18 protein-coding genes are annotated in these 21,088 nt (G+C 55.7%); 8 read left to right on the top strand and 10 right to left on the bottom strand.

The window, feature by feature from the left end:
• Positions 1 to 1,848 carry an ABC transporter ATP-binding protein gene (locus ABJL60_RS03515; RefSeq protein ID WP_348374806.1) on the bottom strand — a complete coding sequence of 616 codons (1,848 nt, stop codon included), beginning with the start codon at positions 1,846 to 1,848 and terminating at the stop codon, positions 1 to 3.
• A gap of 302 nt (positions 1,849 to 2,150) precedes the next feature.
• Between ABJL60_RS03515 and ABJL60_RS03510 the strand changes: the two genes are divergently transcribed.
• The 3 genes from ABJL60_RS03510 to ABJL60_RS03500 all read left to right on the top strand — a co-directional run bounded on the left by ABJL60_RS03510 (position 2,151) and on the right by ABJL60_RS03500 (position 5,948).
• Positions 2,151 to 3,872 carry a peptide ABC transporter substrate-binding protein gene (locus ABJL60_RS03510; protein WP_348374805.1) on the top strand — a complete coding sequence of 574 codons (1,722 nt, stop codon included), beginning with the start codon at positions 2,151 to 2,153 and terminating at the stop codon, positions 3,870 to 3,872.
• 86 nt (positions 3,873 to 3,958) lie between these two features.
• Positions 3,959 to 4,966, top strand: a complete 1,008-nt coding sequence (locus ABJL60_RS03505) for an ABC transporter permease (RefSeq protein WP_108828820.1) — start codon at positions 3,959 to 3,961, stop codon at positions 4,964 to 4,966.
• A complete protein-coding gene (locus tag ABJL60_RS03500; protein ID WP_348288023.1) occupies positions 4,959 to 5,948 on the top strand; it encodes an ABC transporter permease in 990 nt (329 codons plus the stop codon). Before ABJL60_RS03505 ends, ABJL60_RS03500 begins: the two co-directional genes overlap by 8 nt.
• Before the next feature lie 33 nt (positions 5,949 to 5,981).
• On the opposite strand, the gene ABJL60_RS03495 is transcribed toward ABJL60_RS03500, so the two are convergent.
• Both ABJL60_RS03495 and ABJL60_RS03490 read right to left on the bottom strand, forming a co-directional pair.
• A complete protein-coding gene (locus tag ABJL60_RS03495) occupies positions 5,982 to 7,268 on the bottom strand; it encodes a DUF3422 domain-containing protein (protein WP_348288025.1) in 1,287 nt (428 codons plus the stop codon).
• Between the two features lie 117 nt (positions 7,269 to 7,385).
• Positions 7,386 to 8,288 (bottom strand): hypothetical protein, encoded by a 903-nt coding sequence (locus tag ABJL60_RS03490; protein ID WP_348374803.1) that lies wholly within the window; start codon positions 8,286 to 8,288, stop codon positions 7,386 to 7,388.
• 136 nt (positions 8,289 to 8,424) lie between these two features.
• On the opposite strand from ABJL60_RS03490, the gene ABJL60_RS03485 reads away from it, so the two are divergent.
• Positions 8,425 to 8,862: a hypothetical protein gene (locus tag ABJL60_RS03485; protein WP_348374801.1), complete on the top strand. Its 438-nt coding sequence runs from the start codon at positions 8,425 to 8,427 to the stop codon at positions 8,860 to 8,862.
• Between the two features lie 48 nt (positions 8,863 to 8,910).
• Here ABJL60_RS03485 and ABJL60_RS03480 read toward each other — a convergent pair whose 3' ends face one another.
• From ABJL60_RS03480 to ABJL60_RS03470, 3 genes are all read right to left on the bottom strand, one after another.
• Positions 8,911 to 10,344, bottom strand: a complete 1,434-nt coding sequence (locus ABJL60_RS03480) for an NAD(P)(+) transhydrogenase (Re/Si-specific) subunit beta (protein ID WP_348288031.1) — start codon at positions 10,342 to 10,344, stop codon at positions 8,911 to 8,913.
• Between the two features lie 12 nt (positions 10,345 to 10,356).
• On the bottom strand, positions 10,357 to 11,931 hold the full coding sequence (locus tag ABJL60_RS03475) for a Re/Si-specific NAD(P)(+) transhydrogenase subunit alpha (RefSeq protein ID WP_348288032.1): 1,575 nt from the start codon (positions 11,929 to 11,931) through the stop codon (positions 10,357 to 10,359).
• A 150-nt stretch (positions 11,932 to 12,081) separates the two neighbouring features.
• Positions 12,082 to 12,549, bottom strand: coding sequence for an isoprenylcysteine carboxylmethyltransferase family protein (locus ABJL60_RS03470; RefSeq protein ID WP_348288034.1), 468 nt, complete (start codon positions 12,547 to 12,549; stop codon positions 12,082 to 12,084).
• 105 nt (positions 12,550 to 12,654) lie between these two features.
• On the opposite strand from ABJL60_RS03470, the gene ABJL60_RS03465 reads away from it, so the two are divergent.
• Positions 12,655 to 13,407 carry an SDR family oxidoreductase gene (locus tag ABJL60_RS03465; protein WP_348374799.1) on the top strand — a complete coding sequence of 251 codons (753 nt, stop codon included), beginning with the start codon at positions 12,655 to 12,657 and terminating at the stop codon, positions 13,405 to 13,407.
• Between the two features lie 88 nt (positions 13,408 to 13,495).
• Entirely contained in the window at positions 13,496 to 14,119 is a 624-nt protein-coding gene (locus ABJL60_RS03460; protein WP_348374798.1) for a transposase, read from the top strand.
• Between the two features lie 36 nt (positions 14,120 to 14,155).
• Here ABJL60_RS03460 and ABJL60_RS03455 read toward each other — a convergent pair whose 3' ends face one another.
• The 4 genes from ABJL60_RS03455 to ABJL60_RS03440 form a co-directional block, all read right to left on the bottom strand.
• Positions 14,156 to 14,932 carry a gamma-glutamyl-gamma-aminobutyrate hydrolase family protein gene (locus tag ABJL60_RS03455; protein ID WP_348288040.1) on the bottom strand — a complete coding sequence of 259 codons (777 nt, stop codon included), beginning with the start codon at positions 14,930 to 14,932 and terminating at the stop codon, positions 14,156 to 14,158.
• Between the two features lie 127 nt (positions 14,933 to 15,059).
• Positions 15,060 to 15,482, bottom strand: a complete 423-nt coding sequence (locus ABJL60_RS03450; protein ID WP_108828830.1) for a heme-binding protein — start codon at positions 15,480 to 15,482, stop codon at positions 15,060 to 15,062.
• Positions 15,483 to 15,675: 193 nt separating this feature from the next.
• Positions 15,676 to 15,819 carry a DUF2256 domain-containing protein gene (locus ABJL60_RS03445; RefSeq protein WP_108828831.1) on the bottom strand — a complete coding sequence of 48 codons (144 nt, stop codon included), beginning with the start codon at positions 15,817 to 15,819 and terminating at the stop codon, positions 15,676 to 15,678.
• Between the two features lies 1 nt (position 15,820).
• Positions 15,821 to 17,329 carry an FAD-binding domain-containing protein gene (locus tag ABJL60_RS03440; RefSeq protein ID WP_348374796.1) on the bottom strand — a complete coding sequence of 503 codons (1,509 nt, stop codon included), beginning with the start codon at positions 17,327 to 17,329 and terminating at the stop codon, positions 15,821 to 15,823.
• Between the two features lie 371 nt (positions 17,330 to 17,700).
• Here ABJL60_RS03440 and pepN point away from each other — a divergent pair, with 371 nt between their 5' ends.
• Together pepN and ABJL60_RS03430 are read left to right on the top strand one after the other, a co-directional pair.
• Positions 17,701 to 20,244, top strand: coding sequence for an aminopeptidase N (gene pepN, locus ABJL60_RS03435; RefSeq protein ID WP_348374794.1), 2,544 nt, complete (start codon positions 17,701 to 17,703; stop codon positions 20,242 to 20,244).
• Between the two features lie 74 nt (positions 20,245 to 20,318).
• Positions 20,319 to 21,053 carry an SDR family oxidoreductase gene (locus ABJL60_RS03430; protein WP_348374792.1) on the top strand — a complete coding sequence of 245 codons (735 nt, stop codon included), beginning with the start codon at positions 20,319 to 20,321 and terminating at the stop codon, positions 21,051 to 21,053.
• Positions 21,054 to 21,088 lie beyond the last annotated feature (35 nt).

Raw genomic sequence — 21,088 nt, 5'->3', positions numbered from 1 at the left:
TCAGTATCCGCTGTCCGTCAAAAGCACTTGGTGACCCGGCGAGACTTCTTTGTAGACCGACGGTTCAGCAGTGTAATCCAGCCCGTGGATCGGTGACGGGATCGGCTTAAAATTCAGATCTTTTTCGTCTTTGCGCTTTCGCGGATCCGCAATGGGTACCGCTTTCATCAAGGCTTGGGTGTAGGGATGTTGCGGGTTCTCGAAAACAGCGGCACGTGGCCCCATTTCAACGATCCGCCCCAAATACATAACACCCACATTGTGACTGACCCGTTCAACAACTGCCATGTCATGTGAAATAAACAGAAACGACAAATCCAGTTCGGATTGCAATTCCATCATCAGGTTCAAAACCTGTGCCTGCACCGAAACATCCAGCGCCGACACGGCTTCGTCTGCGATAATCAGCTTGGGGTTCAAAGCCAGTGCCCGCGCAATCGCCACGCGCTGACGTTGGCCACCGGACAATTCATGCGGGAAGCGGCGCATAAAGCTGCGCGGCAGTTCCACACGGTCAAACAGCATCTCAACGCGTTGTTGGATGGCGGCCCCTTTTAAAGTGCCAAAGTTATGGATGGGTTCCGCAACCTGATCGGACAACTGCATTTGCGGGTTCAGGCTTGCAAATGGATCCTGAAAGATCATCTGCATATCCAGACGGCTGTCGCGCAGATCTTTGTGGCTCAGCGCCATGATGTCGGTGTCGCCCACTTTGATCGAACCCGCCTGCGGTTCAACCAGCCGCAAAATGGATCGGCCCGCTGTAGATTTGCCGCACCCAGATTCGCCTACAAGACTTAAGGTTTGCCCCTTGTTGATGGAAAATGACAAATCCTCAACGGCGTGAACATTGGCGACAGTGCGCCGGAAAAACCCGCCTTTCACCGGGAAGCGCGTCGTCAGGTTTTTCACCTCTAGCAGCACTTCATCTGTGCCTTTGATGGGGACACCCGCCGACGGATTGCGGCTGTTCATCAAGACCATGGGTTCCGGATATTCTTTGCCGGTCATTTCGCCCAGCTTGGGGACCGCTGCCAAAAGCGATTTTGTGTAGGGATGCTGCGGATTCTCGAAAATTTCTTCAACAGTGCCTTCTTCGACCTTCTCGCCGCGGAACATGACGACAACCCGATCCGCCATTTGGGCCACCACCGCCATGTCATGGGTAATGAACATCACGGCCGTACCTGTTTCGCGCTTCAACCGATCCATCAGGGCCAGAATTTCGGCCTGAATGGTCACATCAAGTGCTGTGGTCGGTTCATCCGCAATCAGCAGGCGCGGCTCACAGGCAAGCGCAATGGCAATGACAACACGCTGGCGCATACCACCTGACAATTCATGCGGATATTGCTTTAGGCGACGTTCGGGTTCAGGGATCCGCACCTGACGCATCAGCTCAAGGGCGCGCGTGTTGGCTTGGGATTTGGACATGCCGCGATGCAGGCGCAGCCCTTCCGTCAATTGACGCCCGACCGTAAACACGGGGTTGAGCGCCGTCATGGGTTCTTGGAAGATCATGCCGATCTCGTTGCCACGAATGCCACGCATAATCTCGGGGTCGATGTCGGCTAAATCGACTTTGTCTTGATCCTTACGATCAAATAACAGGCGCCCACCCGCAATTTTGCCGCCGCCGAACTCTACCAGACGCATCAAAGACAGCGACGACACCGACTTACCCGACCCTGATTCTCCGACAACGCAGACCGTTTCGCCCGATTTGATGTTGAAAGACACGTCTTTGACACCGACCACCGGCCCGTCTTTGGTTTGAAATTCGACCCGCAAACCTTCAATTTCTGCAATGGTTTGTGCCGGTTGCGCCGCGTCGGCCGTATCGAGCATCCTATGTCCTCAAGGTCTTTGGAAAAATCAATGGTACGCGACGCTACGACCGTTTCTTAGACAGTGTCAAACACCAACCCGAGTAACGCGTGGTTTCGCAGCATTTCCCGCACGACAGCACTTGCTTTTTTTCACAAACCTGTTTCGATAGGATGATCGGCTTGTGGGGGAACAGGCAAAAACTGAATTTAACCGTAAGGTTAAGCATCGCAGTTGAAGCGTCTTTATTCCCAAAGGTCAAAAATGTTCGCGGACAACCGTGACATTCAACGGCACGAAAAGTGTCCAACATGGAGTATGACATGAAACTCAAATCCCTCTTGCTTGCTGCAACAGCTATGGGTGCGATGGCGCCTATGGCTTATGCAGACGGCCACGAAGGTGAACGCGGCCGCGATGGCGAAGTGCGCATCATCTATTGGCAGGCCCCTTCCATCCTGAACCCTTATCTATCGGGCGGCACCAAAGACATCGAATCGTCTTCGCTGGTGGTCGAACCGCTGGGCCGCTACGACCCCGACGGCAACCCTGTGCCGTTTCTGGCGCAAGAAATTCCGACAGTTGGCAATGGTGGCGTGTCCGAAGATCTGACATCCATCACATGGAAGCTGAAAGAGGGCCTGAAATGGTCCGATGGCACGCCCGTGACATCCGCCGACGTCAAATTCACGGCTGAATATTGCATGGACCCAGAAGGCGGTTGCGCCCAGGGTGCCAAATTTGACGGTGTCACAAGCGTTGAAGCCTTGGACGATCTGACCATCAAAGTCACATTCGATCAGCCCAAGCCAAACCCCTATGGTCCCTTCATGGGCGGTCAGTCCCCGATTATCCAAGCGGCACAGTTTGCAGACTGCATGGGTGCACGCGCACCTGAATGCACAGACGCCAACTTTGGCCCCATCGGCACAGGCCCGTTTGTCGTCACAGACTTCAAACCGAATGATGTGATCACGATGGTTGCGAACGAAAACTACCGTGAAGCGGGCAAACCTGCCTTTGCTTCTGTCACGTTCAAAGGTGGCGGTTCTGCCGAAGCCTCTGGTCGTGCGGTCATGGAAACAGGCGAATTTGATTACGGCTGGAACCTGCAACTGGCACCCGACGTCATCGCCAAAATGGCTGAAGGCGGCAAAGGTGTGCCTGTGTCCGCATTCGGTGCGTTGGTTGAGCGTCTGGAAATGAACCTGACAAACCCGTCGCCTGACCTGCCGCCAGAAACGCGCGCAACAGTTGCCGAACCTCACCCGATCCTCAGCGATGGTCGTGTGCGCAAAGCTTTGTCTATCGCCATCGACCGCGAATTGCTGGTTGAAGTCGGCTACGGTGACGCGGGTCGCCCAACATGTAATCTGGTGCCTGCACCTGCGATCTACGCGTCCGACAACACGGAATGCCTGACACAGGATCTGGACGGCGCACGTGCGCTGCTGGACGAAGCCGGTTGGACTGACACAGACGGCGACGGCATCCGCGACAAAGACGGCATGAAGCTGTCCTTGCTGTATCAAACATCCACAAACGCTGTGCGTCAGGACTTCCAAGCCCTGATCAAACAATCCTGGAGCGAAATCGGCGTTGAAACCGAATTGCGCAACCTGGACGGTTCCGTGTTCTTTGGTGGTGACCCAGGTTCGCCTGACACGTTCCAAAAGTTCTATGCGGACGTTGAAATGTACGCGAACGTGTTTGATGGTACAGACCCGCAAGCCTATCTGGCAGCCTACCGTTGCGGCAATGAGCCAAAACCAGACAGCCAGTGGCAGGGTGAAAACATCAACCGCTTCTGCGATCCAGAATATGACGCACTGATCGACAAGCTTGCCACAACAGGCGACTTGGAAGAGCGCGGCAAAATCGCACGTAAAATGAACGACATGCTGACGAAAGAAAGCAACACAATCGTACCTTTGGTCGATCGTGGTCGTGTGTCCGGCCATGCCGTCACATTGGGTGGCGTTCGCTTGAACGTGTTCGATTCAGAGCTGTGGAATGTTGCAGACTGGTACCGTATAGGCGAATAAGGCATCTGCCTTATGATCCATGGGTTGGGGCGCGTGTGCGTCCCAACCCTTTCCCATAAAAAGACTGACGCACAAAGGCGCCGCGCATGCTGACCTTCACGATCCGACGACTGCTTCTGTCGATCCCGACGCTTTTGTTTATCAGCCTTATCATTTTTTTACTGTTGCAGCTCGCCCCCGGTGATCCGATGGCGCAAGTGCCTTTGACCGTGCCTCCAGAGGTGAAACAGAAGATGCGCGAAGCCCTTGGTTTGGGTGAGCCTATCTATGTGCAATACTACAAATGGCTGATCCAGTTCTTCTGGATCGAACCGCAAGTTGCCTTTGATTACTTCTTCGGAACGGAGTTTTCCGAAGGCAAACAACGCGTGATCTCATGGCAGTGGCGTGGTCCGGTCATGGATGTGGTCGTGCAACGCCTGCCCCAGACATTCTGGGTTGTGGGCATGGCCTATGTTGTGGGCGTGCTGATTTCGATCCCTGTGGGCATTTATTCAGCCTACCGCCAGTATTCGGTCTTTGATCAATCGGGTACATTCATCACCATGATCGGCTTTTCCGTGCCACCGTTTTTCACCGGACCTTTGTTGGGCATCATATTTGCGGTGCAACTGGGATGGGTGCCCCTGCTGTACGACACCACCCACGTGGTTGAGGACTGGGCCAGCTTCAAAGTGCAGTTCCAGCAAATGATCCTGCCCGTGATGGTGCTTGCGCTGCAAACCACGGCCCAGATCAGCCGCTATATGCGGGCCTCTGTGCTGGACAACCTGAACCAGGACTATGTGCGCACAGCGCGGTCCAAAGGCTTGTCCGAGGCGGTTGTGGTCATGGTGCATGTCGTGCGCAATTCCATGATCCCGGTGATCACTGTCATCGCTTTGGGCATCCCTGCCATCTTTGGCGGCGCAATCATCACCGAAGTGGTCTTTGGTGTCTCGGGCATCGGCGACATGTTCATTCGTGCACTGCTGTCCAACGACCTGCCCACGGTTCAAACCCTGGCCTTTATCTTCGCGATCCTGATCGTGCTTTTCAACCTGATCGCAGACGTCCTTTACGGCGTGCTCGACCCGAGGATCCGCTATGACTGAGACTGCACCTGACGATCACTTCGAGGCGCTTCGTGACATCGAGCCTCCAAAGGACCCCCGCAGCCAATGGGCTGATGTGTGGAACCAATTCAAAAAGCACAAAGGGGCGCTGTTTGGCGGCGGTTTCCTTGTGTTTATCACGCTGTTTGTGTTGATCGGCCCATACATCTGGCGGGTTGATCCGCAAGCGCTGCCAAAGGGCCGCGAAATGTTGACGCTGCGCGACGTGCGGCCCATCTTTGTCGCACTGTGGGATTTTGATGCCAAAGTGATGTGGTCACGCCCGTTAGGCACGGACAATCTGGGCCGCGATATACTGGCCAACATCATTGCAGGCGGGCGCGCATCAATGGCCGTCGGGTGGGCTGCCATGGTGCTGTCTTTGGTGATCGGCACTGGCATTGGTGTGATGTCAGGCTATTTCCGCAAGATGGATTTCTGGCTGATGCGCTTCACCGACCTTGTGTTGTCCTTGCCGATCCTGCCACTTTTGTTGGTGGCTGTGGTGCTGTTTCGGCAACCCTTACGGTCGAACTTCGGACCCGAAATGGGGATGTTTATTCTGATTGTGGGCGTTATCGCCATTACAAGCTGGATGCAAACCGCACGGATTGTGCGTGGTGAAATACTGGCCCTGAAAGAACGCGAATTCATTCTGGCGGCGCGATCTATCGGAACATCCAACTACAAAATTATCACACGGCACCTGCTGCCCAACGTCATTTCGCCAATCATGGTGTCAGCGACTTTGGGGCTGGCGACGGCGATCATTACCGAAAGTGCGCTGTCGTTCCTTGGTTTTGGCTTTCCATCTGATTTTCCGACATGGGGCAAATTGCTGTCTGATGCAGTTCCGCGCATGACCGAATTTCCAGAACGGGTGCTGTTTCCGGGCATTGCGATTTCCCTCACGGTTCTGGGTGTGAACTACTTGGGCGACGGGCTGCGCGACGCGCTTGATCCACGTATTCGGGGGCGCTGACCAAAGGGCGCGTTTTACCTGCGCCTTTCGGGCTTACTTGCCTTCGACACTGCTGCGGATACGTCGCACCATGTACCAGACCAGACCAACCACAGGCAAAGCGACAAGCGCTGTCAGCATACCTTTGCTGATGCCTGTAAGCTCTGTCACGGGATACAAAACATAAGCAGCCAGCGACACTGCGTAGTAACTGATCGCGACCACAGACAGGCCCTCTACCGTGCGCTGCAACCGCAACTGCAAATCAGATCGCTTGTCCATACTTTCCAACAAGGCTTGGTTCTGGGCAGAGCGTTCCACATCAACGCGGGTGCGCAACAAATTACTGACACGAATAGAACGGCTGGTCATTGCCTCAAGGCGTCGCTCAGCTGATTTGACAGTGCGCATTGCAGGCTCATACCGGCGCATCATGAATTCACCAAAGCTTTGACGCCCAAGATAGCGTTCTTCGCGCAGCGCATTGATGCGTTGATCTACGATGGCCTCATAAGCCCCTGTCGCCCCGAAGCGGAATGCGCTTTCCGCGGACAAGGTTTCCAGTTCCGCGGACACCGCCAGCAGCTCTTGAAGCGTCTTTTCCGCTTCTGCATCCGCATCGCGCATGTTGCCCACCAGCGATGTCAGTTGCGTGTCCAACCGGTTCAGGTCAGGCCCCAGTTCGCGCGATCGCGCGAATCCAAGCATCGACATTGTCTTATAGGTTTCGACCTCGCACAAACGCTGCACGATGCGCCCGATGCGCCGCGCCCCTGTGTTCGGCGCCACAAAGACCGCAAACCGCTGGTGACCGCTTGTGTCTATCCGAAAGTCTCCGGCCACCACAGCGGCACCGTCAAGCACAGAACTGACAGCCAGGCTTTCCGGCACAAACCAATCCTGCAGGCGCTGCACAATCTTGCTTTCGGTAGCTTCCACTTCGATGCGCAAAAGGGCCGACGTCATCGTCACCCCTGGTGCGACACCGAGCCAATCGGCAGGAAAGGGATCGAACGCTAACGGGTCAAACGCACGGTCCCCTACCCCTTCCGAGAAGACCGTGTAGGTGACAAATTCGGTGTGCTGTTCCCACTTCAACCAATGGCGGCCGATTTGCCCGTAGTAATGCGTGGCCCCGGGCTGAGGGTGAGGTGCCCCGTGACGGTCCAACAAGGCAATCAAATGATCCAGATCAAGGGTGCGGTCACGCGTCGCCGATTTGCCCGATTGCTTGATCGCAATATAGGCTGCTGTGCAAGGCGCTGACATGGACGGGAACGGACGCGCATGCAGTTCATTGGCCAATTTGTAGCGCATCGGGTGATCGTCGATAGGGGGCATGTCTTATTCTCCGCTCTTGTAGGAGAGATACGCCCTTTCAACAAAAAGTCAAACTTTTATTATATTTCAACATGTTACTGGAATACAATTGTATACCAAAGGCAAATCCAAGTAGGTTTAGTGTCTTTGTTCGTCCCCGGTGGCGCCTTGTAGTTTTTCGTGCAGAGGTGAAAACGCCCACTTTGGGTGCGCTGCGGAAATTGCATCCAAGGCGCGTTCGGCAAGATCGTAATGCCCTGCATCAATAGCAGAACGGATCAAAACCCGCGCAAAGGGTTTGGATAGGCGCAAAGCGTCAAACTGCCTGTCAAAGGACTGCGCCGTCAGGGTACCGTTCCACGCATCAGGCACCACTTTTGAAAGAAGGTTGCCGTTTTTCAGAACATTTGCCGCCTGATTTTTCAGATGTGGTGTTTTCAACCAGATCAGGTTGTCCGTTTGCAGTCGCATGACGTGTTGCGCGTCTGGTGCAAAAAATGGGTCCACCAGCACATACACCTTTTGTGCCGAAGCAGCACCCGCAACCCCGTCAGCGTAAGGCCCTGTCCATGTGCCGCGGTTGAACGGGGCCGGAAAACGCGTTTCAAATGGAACAATCCGTGGATCAAGCGAAGTTTGCGGCGTCAAAGCCACCACCGTAGCCCCCGGTGACAATGGGGCATAGGCAAGTGCCCCGTAGCCCCCCATGGAACTGCCGTAAAAAACCACCTCGTCGAATTGTTCAAAAAAACCCTTCTTGCGAAACCGGTCCAGACACGCCCACAAGCTTGGATGTCGAAACCAATCATTTCGATCCACCATCACGATCCCCAGATGCGACCAGCCGTGTTTGGCCACAAAATTGTAACCCCACGGATAAACAGGCGCTTTCGCATCCCTGCTTTTCATATTGTCAAACGTCACCACCAGCCGGTTGCTGCGTGGGTAAAACATGACTGCATGCTTTGTCAGCCATTTCGTAAAGCCACCCGAAGTCTTGGCAGCACTGCCTGCTTCGACGTATTTTTCAAGATTATCCATTTGCCTTTGAGTGCCACAAAAATATTGCTATCAAGTTTACAACCCCTCAAAAATGCAGGTCGGGTTTTGCCTTTCCCTTCGCCTTTCGGTATTTCCGTCAGCTAAGTCTGTCTTAAAACCGAGTAAAAGGTGATCCATGAAGACCGTAGAAGATCCCAAATACATTGCCCTACAAGCCGCAGTCGGAGCGACCGTGGCGTTGATGCATGGTCCCGTGGCCTTGGCATTTGTGATTTCAGGAGCAGTGGCTTTGGCGCTTTGGCCGTATTTTTTGTTGTTCCCTACCGTCAGCCTGCGTCGCAGTTTTTCAAAATCAAACAGGCAAGCCAGCATCGCCGTGTTAAAGGGCAATTCCAACATTCCAGAACGTGAGGCCCGCGTCATCGTGTTGGCCATGATCGTGTCGGGGTGTTTGTTCAGCCTGATGGGGCTTGTCTTGTGCGAAGTTTTGTTACCCGACCTGTTCGGTCTAACTCTTAGAAACCGCAACGGGATCACAAGCATGGTTCTGGCTGGCGGGTTATTTGCCCTGTTCAAGACGTTGCAATGGTATGCAAAAAACCTGCCCAAATAGAAAAAGGCGGCCCGAAGACCGCCTTTCCCAAATGTCTATGACTGTGCCTTAGTCGATCATCGGCAAAAGCTTGTCTAGGGATGCTTTTGCATCGCCATAGAACATGCGCGTGTTGTCCTTGAAGAACAGCGGGTTTTCGATGCCGGAATACCCTGTGCCCTGCCCGCGCTTGGACACGAACACGGTTTTCGCTTTCCAGCATTCCAGAACCGGCATGCCTGCGATAGGCGAGTTCGGATCGTCCTGCGCCGCAGGGTTCACGATGTCGTTGGAGCCTATCACGATGGCGACGTCCGTGTCGGGGAAGTCTTCGTTGATCTCGTCCATTTCCATCACGATGTCATAAGGCACTTTGGCCTCGGCCAGCAGCACGTTCATGTGGCCCGGCAACCGCCCCGCGACGGGGTGAATGGCGAAGCGCACGTTCTTGCCCTTGGCGCGCAGTTTGCGGACCAGCTCGGCCACACCTGTTTGCGCCTGCGCCACCGCCATGCCGTAACCCGGGATGATGATGACGCTGTCCGCTTCGTTCAAAGCGGTGGCAACGCCGTCCGCCTCAATCGCGATCTGTTCGCCTTCAACGGCCATTTGTTCGCCAGCCGGGCCGCCAAAACCGCCCAAGATCACAGACACAAAGGACCGGTTCATCGCCTTACACATGATGTAGGACAGGATCGCACCGGAAGAGCCAACAAGTGCGCCCACAACGATCAACAGGTCGTTGCCAAGGCTGAAACCAATCGCCGCCGCCGCCCAGCCGGAATAGCTGTTCAGCATGGAAACAACCACAGGCATATCCGCGCCGCCGATGCCCATGATCAAGTGGTAGCCGATGAAGAGTGCCGCCAACGTCATCAAGAACAAGGGCATAAAGCCGCCTGTGTTGAAGTACCAAACAAGGCAGATGATCGACAAACCGCCTGCCGCTGCGTTCAACAAATGACCGCCTGGCAGTTTCGTCGCGGCTGAATCCACTTTACCCGCCAGCTTGCCATAGGCAATGACAGAGCCTGTGAAGGTCACAGCACCGATGAAGACGCCCAAGAACAGCTCAACGCGCAAAATCGCAATCTCAACGCCGTCTTTCTTGGCGAGGAGTGCGGCGAAACCTTCAAGCGCTTTGCGTTCGTCTTCGCCCATGCCCGCAACGCGGCCCATTTCAATGTGCGCGATGAGGCCCACAAAGACCGCGGCCAAGCCGACCAATGAGTGCATCGCTGCAACCAGTTCCGGCATCTGCGTCATCTGCACTTTGGTGGCCAATTGATAACCAATCATGCCGCCCATGGCGATCAGGATCAGCGACAGCAACCAGTACCCCGCACCAGGACCGACCAGTGTCGCAGCCACAGCCAAAGCCATGCCCGCAATGCCATACCATACCGCGCGTTTCGCGCTTTCTTGACCGGACAATCCACCCAAAGACAGGATGAAAAGAACCGCTGCGACCACATAAGCCGCTGTTGTAAAACCGAATTCCATTGATCCGCCCCCTTACGATTTCTGGAACATGGCGAGCATGCGCCGTGTGACCAAGAAGCCGCCGAAAATATTGATACCCGTCATAAAGACCGACAAGGCCGCCAGCAGAATGACAAGGCCGGAGCCCGATCCGATCTGCATAAGTGCGCCCAGAATGATGATGGACGAGATGGCGTTTGTGACGGCCATAAGCGGTGTGTGCAGCGAATGCGCCACGCCCCAAATAACCTGAAAGCCGATAAAGACCGACAGAACAAACACGATGAAGTGCTGCATAAAGCTGGCGGGGGCAACAAGACCCACAGCAAGCAATGCAATGCCGCCCACGGCCAAAAGCGTGACCTGATTTTTGGTCTGTGCTTTGAAGGCCGCTGTTTCTGCGGCGCGTTTTTCTTCGGCCGTCAGCTCTTTTGGCGCGTCCTTTTTAGGCTGCGCTGCAATCGCTGCGATCTTTGGTGGGGGTGGCGGGAAAGTGACGGCTTTTTCATGGGTCACGGTGGCCCCACGAATAACGTCATCTTCCATGTCGTGGTTGATGACCCCGTCTTTTTCCGGCGTCAGGTCCGTCATCATGTGGCGGATGTTCGTGGAATACAGTGTCGAGGCTTGGGTCGCCATACGGCTTGGGAAATCGGTGTACCCGATGATGGTGACACCGTTGTCGGTGACGATCTTTTCGTCCATGACGGTCAGCTTGCAGTTGCCGCCTTTTTCCGCCGCCAAGTCAACGATAACCGAACCGGGTTTCATGGCCGCAACCATGTCTTCGGTCCACAATTCAGGGGCCTCACGGTTGGGGATCAAGGCCGTGGTGATGACGATATCAACCTCAGGGGCCATTTCGCGGAACTTGGCCAATTGGGCCTCGCGAAACTCAGGGGAAGACACCGAGGCATAACCGCCCGTGGCCGCACCGTCTTGCTGTTCTTCTTCAAAATCGAGGAAGACAAATTCGGCGCCCATGGATTCAATCTGTTCGGCAACTTCCGGCCGCACGTCAAAGGCATATGTGATGGCACCCAGCGACGTGGAAGTGCCCACAGCGGCCAAACCAGCCACACCAGCGCCAACAACCAGAACCTTGGCAGGCGGAACCTTACCAGCAGCCGTAATTTGCCCCGTAAAGAAGCGGCCAAAGTTGTTGCCAGCCTCAATAACCGCGCGATAACCCGCAATGTTTGCCATGGACGACAACGCATCCATTTTCTGGGCACGCGAAATACGTGGCACCATGTCCATCGCGACGACGGTAGCACCCTTTTTAGCGGCTTGATCCATCAGCTTTTCGTTAGCCGCTGGATTGATGAAGGAAATCAGCGTTTGACCATCGCGCAGGCGTTTGACCTCTGTCGCATCCGGTGCGCGGACCTTGGCGACCACATCTGCGGCCTTCCACAAAGCGGCAGCCGTTTTCACGACCTCAACGCCTGCGTCCTTGTATGCAGCATCATCAAAACCCGCCAGCGCACCTGCGCCCGTTTCAACAACACATTCATGACCCAGCTTTTGCAGCTGAAGCGCACTGTCTGGCGTCATCGCCACACGGGCTTCGCCCTCAAATAACTCTTTTGGTGTCCCGATCTTCACTCGAAAGTCCCCCATCGTTCCTATTCAATAAGCGACAACCGCGCTTGGATAGGCGGCAACATGGCGCATTATTCTGCAATGTCCACTACCCTGCAAAAGTTTCCGATACAAGTCACGACGCTGCGACGCAGCAACAATAAACGCAAAGATTTACAGCCAGCGACGTACTTTTTGTTCGTATCGACCATAATCTGCCCGAAATTCACGCCGCATCCGGTTTTCCTCGACCACGACAAACCGCTTTTCGATACACCAAACAAAGATCGGGACCAAGGGCAGCGACAGCACGGCGTCCCAGCGCAAAACCAGTCCCAACAAGATCAGTGCGTCGCCCAGATAGATTGGATTACGCGACTTTGAAAACACGCCGGACTGGATAATCGTGTTTGGTGTGAGATGTGGAATAATTGACGTTTTATGACGTCGGAATTCGTAAGCAGCCAATAAGATCACCACGACCCCTGCCCCAACAAGCAATCCGCCCAGCAATTGGATTATCGGGTGTGCAAGGCTTAATCCCAATGGCAGATAGGTCGCCTGACACCATGCAATCGCAGCGAAGGCTGCCAACCAAACGGGTGGCACATCTATCATTTTGGGTAGGGAAAGCTGTTCCATTCCCCCTTGTCACCTAACGTCACAGCCAGTGCAATGACCCAACGGCACAGTTTGCGATACAAATCCTTGCGACTACCGTGAAATCAACTTTAAGGGAGCACTCATATGACATTGCAGGGAAAACACGCGCTGATCACCGGCGGCGGCACGGGGATTGGTCTGGATATGGCGCGTAGTCTTGCGGCGCAGGGGGCGTTGGTGACAATCACAGGACGCCGCCAAGAGGTTCTGGACGAGGTTGCGACCGCTGGCATGACAGGCATGGCGATGGATGTACGCGAAGAACAGCAGATTGTTGACACCATCGGGGCCGCAGTTGAAGCACGCGGGCCAGTGCAGGTTTGCATCGCCAACGCAGGCGTTGCGACAGGCAAGGCCGTGCATAAAACCGACATGGCATTCTGGCGCGACATGATGGCAACCAATTTGGACGGCGCCTTTCTGACCATCCGCGAAAGTCTCGCCTCGATGCGACACACCGATTGGGGACGTGTGATCGCGGTGTCGTCGATTGCGGGCATCCGCGGCGTGCCGGGGGCGGCCTGCTATTCGGCGTCCAAACACGGCATGATCGGGCTGATCCGCTCTTTGTCAGAGGACTACATGGGCACCGGGTTTACCTTCAATTCGATCTGCCCGGGCTACGTCGACACCGACATCGTGACCCGCAACACCACGAGCATTGCCCAACGTGCAGGTATTTCCGAAGACAAAGCACGTGGGATCATGGTGAATACAAACCGGCATCGCCGCTTGGTCGAGGTCGAGGAAGTGACCGCCGCCATGAATTACATCGTCGGTCCGGGATCCGGCAGCATCAATGGCCAGAACATCGAGATTGCCGGCGGACAGATGTGAAATGGGGTGCACCAAGGTGCACCTTACCCCGTCCCTTTCCCGTCTCACGTTAAACTTCGCTTAACCAAGACGTGGATAGGATCGGGACATGTCCAATTATATCCGTACACAGCAACCCGGCGCTCAACTTTTCTTCACCGTCCGTCTTGCAAACCGCAACGGCGACTTGCTTGTGCGCGAAATCGAGCGGCTGCGACACGCCACACGCATCACCCGCACGCGTTACCCCTTCGAGATCAACGAGATCGTTGTTTTGCCCGCTGTCATCCACACCATCTGGACGTTGCCGCCCGCCGACTCTGATTTTAGCACCCGCTGGCGCATGCTAAAGTCGCAGTTTTCGCGTGGACTTCCTACTCCGGCACACCGCGATCCAGTGACCATACGGCGGGGTGAGAAAGGTATTTGGCAGCGTCGTTTCTGGGAACACCACCTGAAAGATGCCGATGATTATGAAGCACACCGGCAAATGATCCTGAAGGCACCGGTGCAGGCTGGTTTGGTCCGCCGTCCACAGGATTGGGCCTATACGTCGGTTCACAGAGCCATTCGGCGTGGTGAGTATGATCCACAAACGCCTGTGGGGTTTTCGTATGCCCCAAACCAGACAAAGGCGCACAACCCAACTGCCCCAATGCGCGGCAAGCCACGCCTTACGCGCCATCCTCTTCCCAATGAAACCTCTGCGGTAACAGGGTCAAAGTCGCTCTGAAAATGGTAAGGTGCGCTTCAGTGCACCCTCCCCCGTTCAAGCAGACTTCAGCGCAGGGCGCATTTCGCCAGCGTCCCAAGCATGCGCCGCTTCACCAAAGGCCGCAAACAAGGGGCGCGATACCGGATCCATAGCCGCTTGATACTCCGGGTGCCACTGCACGGACAGGGTAAAGCCGGGGGCGCCGTCGATGTAAATGGCTTCGGGGGTGCCATCGGGCGCCGTTCCGTCAACGATCACGCGCCCCCCCGGCGTCTTGATGCCTTGACCATGCAGCGTGTTGGTCATGACCTCGGACGCCCCCATGACCCGGTGAAAAACACCACCGGCGGAAAAAGACACAGCGTGACGCAATGCAAACTTTTCTTCGATGGTGCCATCGGGAGGCATGCGGTGATTGTCCCGTCCGGGCAAATCGCGGATTTCAGGATAAAGAGAGCCCCCCATCGCCACGTTGACTTCCTGAAACCCACGGCAGATGCCCAAAATAGGCAATCCCCGTTCGACGCAAGCGCGGATCAAAGGCAATGCCAAGCCATCGCGGTCGCGGTCGAAATCGCCATGTGCGGGGGTTGGGTCTTCGCCGTATTCTTCGGGATGCACATTGGGGCGACCACCGGTAAACACAAATCCCGCGCAACGGGCCATCAGATCTTCGATGTCGACATGGGAGGGATCTGCAGGGATCAAAACCGGCAAAGCATCACAGACCTGAGACACAGCATCGACGTTCATTTTCCCACCTGCGTGGACCTCGTATTCGTCGTTGATCAAATGTGTGTTTGAAATAATGCCGATAATAGGTCGTGCCATTCTGTCCCTCGTGCCTCACTTTGATCTGAATATATAAAGAAAGGGCAGACTATGAAAAGCCCACCCTTTCGCGCAACCGACTGTGCGCATATCCGCATAACGCAAGATGCGCCAAATTTAGGCGGTTCTAGATCTCGCCCGTCAAGCCAGCCGCTTCAATGCCAGCCATCGCCGCAATCGCGTCGTTGTCAGAGGTGTCACCGGTCACGCCAACCGCGCCAATCACTTCGCCCTTTTTGCCACGCAGCAAAACACCGCCCGGCACCGGAATAACCTGCCCTCCGAACACGCCATTGGCGGCATTCATGAAATATGCTTGCGCCTCGGCGCGCGCCATCTGGGCTGTGCCGGCCATGCCCAACATAACGGAACCATAGGCCTTGCCATGCGCAATCGCAAAGCGGCCGGGGGCAGCACCATCGGCGCGTTCAAAGGCTTGCACATGGCCGCCCGCGTCCAACACGACAACAGACAATGGCTTCATGCCGTCCTCGGTTCCTTTTTCCATGGCTTTGCGGACGATGGTGCGGGCTTTTCTCAATGAGATCATGGTTCTTTTCCTTCTCGTAAGGTGGGGCTCGTAAGGTGGGGTTCAGCCCACCATTTCTTTTTCAACAGGCAAACGGCCAATCAACAGATGAAAACACTCAAGGGGATGCATAGGGGCTTTGCGTTGAAGATGAAATGGGACGATGTCGCGCTGCCTTCGAAAAAATCTACAATTTATCACGCAACACCCGGACCTAGCGTTTGGTCCGGCGGCATCTGTCCGAGCAATAACGCACCTCGTCCCAGACTTTGGCCCACTTCTTGCGCCACACAAACGGCTTGGCGCAGGTGGCGCAGATCTTGGCAGGCAAATCTGCTTTTTTGCGCATTTTTGCCATGCTAGAATTCGAACCCCAACTGTCTTGAATCTGCTTGTTTCGCTTTGGGCAACTTGCGGCCTACGGGGTCGCGTTGGAACCGTCTTTGACTGTCTTTGCGGCTGGCATGTTTGTGCACCACGCGGGCAGCCTCTGAATGAAACGCGCCGCCTTTTCGCACCGCATGTACAGTTTCGCGGGCAAATCGAGCCGCAGAAACCACATCGACAATCGGGGCAGGATACGCCAAGCGCGACGCGCCATCCCACAGCCATGGCTGTTGTAGGTATGCGTCGGGGACATGTGCCAATTCAGGCACCCAAGTCCGGGTGAACACCCCCGAAGGGTCCTGATCGTGGCCTTGCTTAATGGGGTTGTAGATGCGCACCGTGTTCATGCCTGTGACCCCAGATTGCATCTGCATCTGCGACCAGTGGATGCCCGGCTCATAATCGGTAAACAACCGCGCAAGAACAGGACCGGTACTGCGCCAATCCAGCCACAAATGATAGGATGCCACAGCCACAACCATCGCCCGCATCCGGAAATTGAGCCATCCCGTCGCCTGCAATGACCGCATGCATGCATCCACAAACGGTAAACCCGTTTCGCCCTGGGCCCAAGCCGGCAACCGCACGGGGTCTGCGTGCTGCGGGCGCATGCCTTCGTAAGCGGAATGCAAGCAGCGGTGTTCAAGTGCGGGTTCATCTTCTAGTTTTTGCATGAAATGATCCCGCCACGCCAAACGCGATTGGAACGATTTGAGGGATTTGGCCCACTCAGCATCGCGTGGCCTCACGGCCATCTGCGCCGTTTCCCTCACCGATAAGGTGCCAAACGCCAAATGCGCAGACACCCGCGAACAGGTCACAGCCCCCTGCAATGGCGACGACATGTCCCGACGATAAGACCGCCCACGCGTGTCCAAAAAACTGCGCAATACCACCAAGCCCGCCTCACGTCCGCCGGCTTGACGGTCGGGGCACATGTCCTGAAGCCCAAAATCGGGTGCTGGGTCAGACGCAAGCCGCAGCTTTTCCAAGGCGGTAACAGGTGACGGTGGCGCGATGATGCCCGAATTGACGTGACTGTCGCGCCGCTTGGCCCATCCGTTGCGCCCATTCAGGCGGCGCACGACACCACACCCCGCAATCTCCTGCCACCAAACACCCGTGCCCCGCGCCCATGCGGCCACCGCAAGATCGCGTTTATAGCTCCACCCGTTGCCGGTTTCCTCATGGCTGATCATGTGATCAAACGGAACTTGCTTATGAACATCAGCCAAAACGCCTGTGGCCGTTCCCACGCGTTCCACCAGATGCAAGCCCAGCGCATCCAGGGCCAAGCGCAGTTCGGCCACACTTTCGCGTACAAAAGCCCACTGCCGGTGTGACGCATCGTCCTGTGCCCACAGGTCCGGTTCCCAAACGTACAACGGCAAAACAGGCCCCATAGCCATAGCCTGCGCCAACGCCGCATGATCAGCGGTGCGCAAGTCTCTTTTCAGCCATAAAACAATTGGGCGCGTCATAATGCATGACCTAGATCAACGCTTTCACAAAGAAACCGTGGCCACAAAAAACAGGTGCACAAAATGCGCGCCTCTTCTTCACTCAGTACCCCTTAACCCTCTATTTACCCGTCAAGCGACAAATCCCAAAGCCGCGCCAATGCCCAGCAAGGAAGGGCGGTGGCGGTTGGATTGCTTTTCAATATTCGTGTCAGGTGCTGACATGTTTGCGTCCTTTCATTTTGCACAGTCGCGCAGAGGCGCGGTCGTGCTTCACGAAACAAACCGTTCCGGGCACAAAAGGTTCCCCGCGTTGCGCAAAAAAGGGCAACGCGCCTTGTGGCCGCTGCGTGATCGGCCTAGCGTTCCCATCGTTAAACAGGAGATGTGCGATGCGTGATGCGGCCCCCCAAACAATCTATTTGAAAGACTACACGCCCTTCGGGTTCACTGTCGAAGAGGTCCATCTGACGTTTGATTTGGCACCGTCCGCCACCCGCGTCACCTCACGCATCAAATTCGCACCCAATCCGGACGCGACAGACAAGACGTTTTTTCTGCACGGCGAAGAGCTGACGCTGCGGTGGGCCAAAATTGATGGCGAAACCGTAGAGCCATCCATCACAGCCGAAGGGCTGACATGTGACGTGCCGAACATTCCGTTTGTTTGGGAATCCGAGGTACAGATCGATCCCGCAGGCAACACCGCTTTGGAAGGGCTGTACAGATCATCCGGCATGTATTGCACGCAATGTGAGGCCGAAGGCTTTCGCAAGATCACCTACTACCCTGACCGTCCCGACGTCATGTCCACCTTCACTGTGCGGATCAATGGGCCCGAACCCGTTTTGTTGTCCAACGGCAACCCTGTGGCGTCGGGCAAAGGTTGGGCCGAATGGCATGACCCGTGGCCCAAGCCCGCCTATCTTTTTGCACTTGTGGCAGGCGAATTGATCGCACACCCCGGCAAGTTTATTACCATGAACGGTCGCAAGGTCGAACTGAACCTCTATGTGCGCCCCGGAGACGAACATAAATGCGCCTTCGGGATGCAAGCGTTGAAGGATTCCATGGTCTGGGACGAGAAAGTCTATGGGCGCGAATATGACTTGGATATCTTCAACATCGTGGCCGTCGATGACTTCAACATGGGCGCTATGGAAAACAAGGGCCTGAATGTCTTCAACTCTTCCGCGGTTCTGGCCAGTCCCGAAACCTCGACCGACCAGAATTTTGAGCGGATTGAAGCCATCATCGCCCATGAGTATTTCCACAACTGGACAGGCAACCGCATCACCTGCCGCGACTGGTTCCAGCTTTGTCTGAAAGAGGGGCTGACCGTCTACCGCGACAGTCAGTTCACATCTGACATGCGTTCTGCGCCGGTGAAGCGGATTTCGGACGTGATTGATTTGCGTGGTCGCCAGTTCACCGAAGATCAAGGCCCCCTCGCCCATCCTGTGCGCCCCGAAAGCTTTCAGGAGATCAACAATTTCTACACCGCCACCGTCTATGAAAAAGGCGCAGAAGTGATCGGGATGTTGCGTACGCTTGTCGGTGCGGATGCCTATTCCAAGGCGGTGGATCTGTACTTTGACCGCCACGACGGGCAAGCCTGCACCATCGAGGACTGGATACAAGTATTCGAAGACAGCACCGGCCGCGATCTGGGACAGTTCAAACGCTGGTACAGCCAAGCGGGCACGCCACATTTGAAAGTCACCGAAAGCTATGAAGGCGACACATACACGCTGACGTTCACCCAACACACACCGCCCAGCGCGACCACACCGGACCCCAAGCCCCAAGTGATCCCCGTTGCCATGGGTCTGTTGGCCGCCGACGGATCAGAAGCGATGGGCACCCAAGTGCTGGAAATCACCAAAGAGACCCAAAGCTTTTCGTTTCCCGGACAACCCGCGCGGCCTGTCCCCTCTATCCTACGCGGCTTTTCGGCGCCTGTGGTGTTGGATCATTCCGCAGATCATGCGTTTTTGCTGGCCCATGACACCGATCCCTTTAATCGCTGGGAAAGTGCGCGCGCATTGGCAAAGGGATCATTGATGGCGACAATCCGTCAGGGCAAAGCCCCGGACAGCGCATACCTTGGAGGTCTGACGAAGGTCGTGGCCGACGATCGTCTTGATCCGGCCTACCGCGCCTTGATGATTGGTTTGCCCGCACAATCCGAATTGGCAGCCAGCCTGCATGCAGAAGGTGACGTGCCTGATCCCGATGCGATTCATCTTGCTGTCGATGCGATGCGCGAGGCGCAGGCCGAAGCCCTGCAAGATATGCTGCATCCCTTGTATGATGCCCATCAGGTGACCCAAGACTATGCCCCGGACGCGGCCCAATCGGGCAAACGCGCCCTTGGCAATGCCATGCTGGCACTGATCACCCGCCGCGATGGCGGTGCGGTGGCCCAGGCCCAATACGACGCTGCCACCAACATGACACAACAGCTTGCAGCCCTGGGCTTTTTGATCGGAGCCGAGCAAGGCGACGCAGCCCTTGGTGCATTTGAAGCCCAATGGAAAGATGACCGGCTGGTGATGGACAAGTGGTTCGGTCTGCAAGTGATGAAGGCCAAGCCCGATGATGCTGCCGATACGGCCACGGCCCTTACACGGCACCATGATTTCAACTGGAAAAATCCCAACCGCTTTCGCGCCACTTTGGGCGCTTTGGCCATGCATCATGCAGGCTTTCACGCAAAAGATGGATCAGGGTATGCATTGCTGGCGGACTGGTTGATCAAACTGGACCCAGTTAATCCACAAACCACCGCGCGCATGTGTTCCGCCTTTCAAACTTGGCGCCGCTACGATGCCATTCGTCAGACCTTGATAAAAGCGCAATTGGAACGCATCGCCAATACGCCCGGCCTAAGTCGCGACACCGCCGAGATGATTGGACGTATCCGCGAAGCTTGAAGGGGGCCAGCGCCCATCCTGCTGCCCCTTCCGTGGTGTTTTAAAGAAAAGACCTAAAGAAAAAGGAACATACCATGTCCAGACCTGTTGTTTTGGTCACCGGAGGCTCCGCAGGTATCGGTGCTGCTTGTGTCGAATTGGCCGCCCAAAAGGGCTACGATATTCTACTGAACTACAATTCGGACCTGAATGGCGCTGAAGCAGCCCGTGTGTCTGCCGAGGCCCACGGCGCCCGTGTCATCCTTGTGCAGGGCGACGTATCCAAGCCGCAGGATGTGGACCGTATCTATGACACCCTTGATGCCGAATTTGGTGTGATGCATGCATTGATCAACAACGCAGGCATTGTCGGGCAAAAGGCCCAATTGGTCGACATGGATTACGCCCGCATTGCGCGTATGTTCGAGGTCAATCTACTGGGGGCCGTGATGATGGCCAAAGGGGCAGCGCAACGATTGCGATCCGGTGGCAGCATCATCAATATTTCCTCTGCGGCTGCACGTTTGGGATCGGGGAACCAGTATGTAGACTATGCCGCTTCCAAAGGGGCGATCGATACATTTACCAAAGGTTTGTCCGATGAGCTGGCCCCGCAAGGCGTTCGCGTCATGGCCGTGCGCCCCGGTCTGATCGAAACCGACATCCATGCCAAAGGCGGAGAACCCGACCGCGCAGAACGTCTGGCCCATATGGTGCCCATGCAGCGCACCGGATCTGCCATGGAAATTGCCCGCTCCGTGTTGTGGTTGATGTCGCAGGACGCAAGCTACATCACGGGCTCTGCTTTGGATGTGACGGGTGGCCGGTAACTGTATAAGATGTCTCTTCAATAACATGCATTAAA

This window comes from Ascidiaceihabitans sp. (genome assembly GCF_039986515.1).
GTDB lineage: Bacteria > Pseudomonadota > Alphaproteobacteria > Rhodobacterales > Rhodobacteraceae > Ascidiaceihabitans.
Note: the sequence above shows the minus strand (reverse complement) of the source record. Positions and strands in the feature narration are given on the sequence as shown.

Excerpts from the sequence above, each read along its gene's own strand:
- ABJL60_RS03515 (WP_348374806.1), bottom strand. The coding sequence starts at position 1,848 with ATGCTCGATACGGCCGACGCGGCGCAACCGGCACAAACCATTGCAGAA.
- ABJL60_RS03510 (WP_348374805.1), top strand. The coding sequence starts at position 2,151 with ATGAAACTCAAATCCCTCTTGCTTGCTGCAACAGCTATGGGTGCGATG.
- ABJL60_RS03505 (WP_108828820.1), top strand. The coding sequence starts at position 3,959 with ATGCTGACCTTCACGATCCGACGACTGCTTCTGTCGATCCCGACGCTT.
- ABJL60_RS03500 (WP_348288023.1), top strand. The coding sequence starts at position 4,959 with ATGACTGAGACTGCACCTGACGATCACTTCGAGGCGCTTCGTGACATC.
- ABJL60_RS03495 (WP_348288025.1), bottom strand. The coding sequence starts at position 7,268 with ATGCCCCCTATCGACGATCACCCGATGCGCTACAAATTGGCCAATGAA.
- ABJL60_RS03490 (WP_348374803.1), bottom strand. The coding sequence starts at position 8,288 with ATGGATAATCTTGAAAAATACGTCGAAGCAGGCAGTGCTGCCAAGACT.
- ABJL60_RS03485 (WP_348374801.1), top strand. The coding sequence starts at position 8,425 with ATGAAGACCGTAGAAGATCCCAAATACATTGCCCTACAAGCCGCAGTC.
- ABJL60_RS03480 (WP_348288031.1), bottom strand. The coding sequence starts at position 10,344 with ATGGAATTCGGTTTTACAACAGCGGCTTATGTGGTCGCAGCGGTTCTT.
- ABJL60_RS03470 (WP_348288034.1), bottom strand. The coding sequence starts at position 12,549 with ATGGAACAGCTTTCCCTACCCAAAATGATAGATGTGCCACCCGTTTGG.
- ABJL60_RS03465 (WP_348374799.1), top strand. The coding sequence starts at position 12,655 with ATGACATTGCAGGGAAAACACGCGCTGATCACCGGCGGCGGCACGGGG.
- ABJL60_RS03460 (WP_348374798.1), top strand. The coding sequence starts at position 13,496 with ATGTCCAATTATATCCGTACACAGCAACCCGGCGCTCAACTTTTCTTC.
- ABJL60_RS03455 (WP_348288040.1), bottom strand. The coding sequence starts at position 14,932 with ATGGCACGACCTATTATCGGCATTATTTCAAACACACATTTGATCAAC.
- ABJL60_RS03450 (WP_108828830.1), bottom strand. The coding sequence starts at position 15,482 with ATGATCTCATTGAGAAAAGCCCGCACCATCGTCCGCAAAGCCATGGAA.
- ABJL60_RS03445 (WP_108828831.1), bottom strand. The coding sequence starts at position 15,819 with ATGGCAAAAATGCGCAAAAAAGCAGATTTGCCTGCCAAGATCTGCGCC.
- ABJL60_RS03440 (WP_348374796.1), bottom strand. The coding sequence starts at position 17,329 with ATGACGCGCCCAATTGTTTTATGGCTGAAAAGAGACTTGCGCACCGCT.
- pepN (WP_348374794.1), top strand. The coding sequence starts at position 17,701 with ATGCGTGATGCGGCCCCCCAAACAATCTATTTGAAAGACTACACGCCC.
- ABJL60_RS03430 (WP_348374792.1), top strand. The coding sequence starts at position 20,319 with ATGTCCAGACCTGTTGTTTTGGTCACCGGAGGCTCCGCAGGTATCGGT.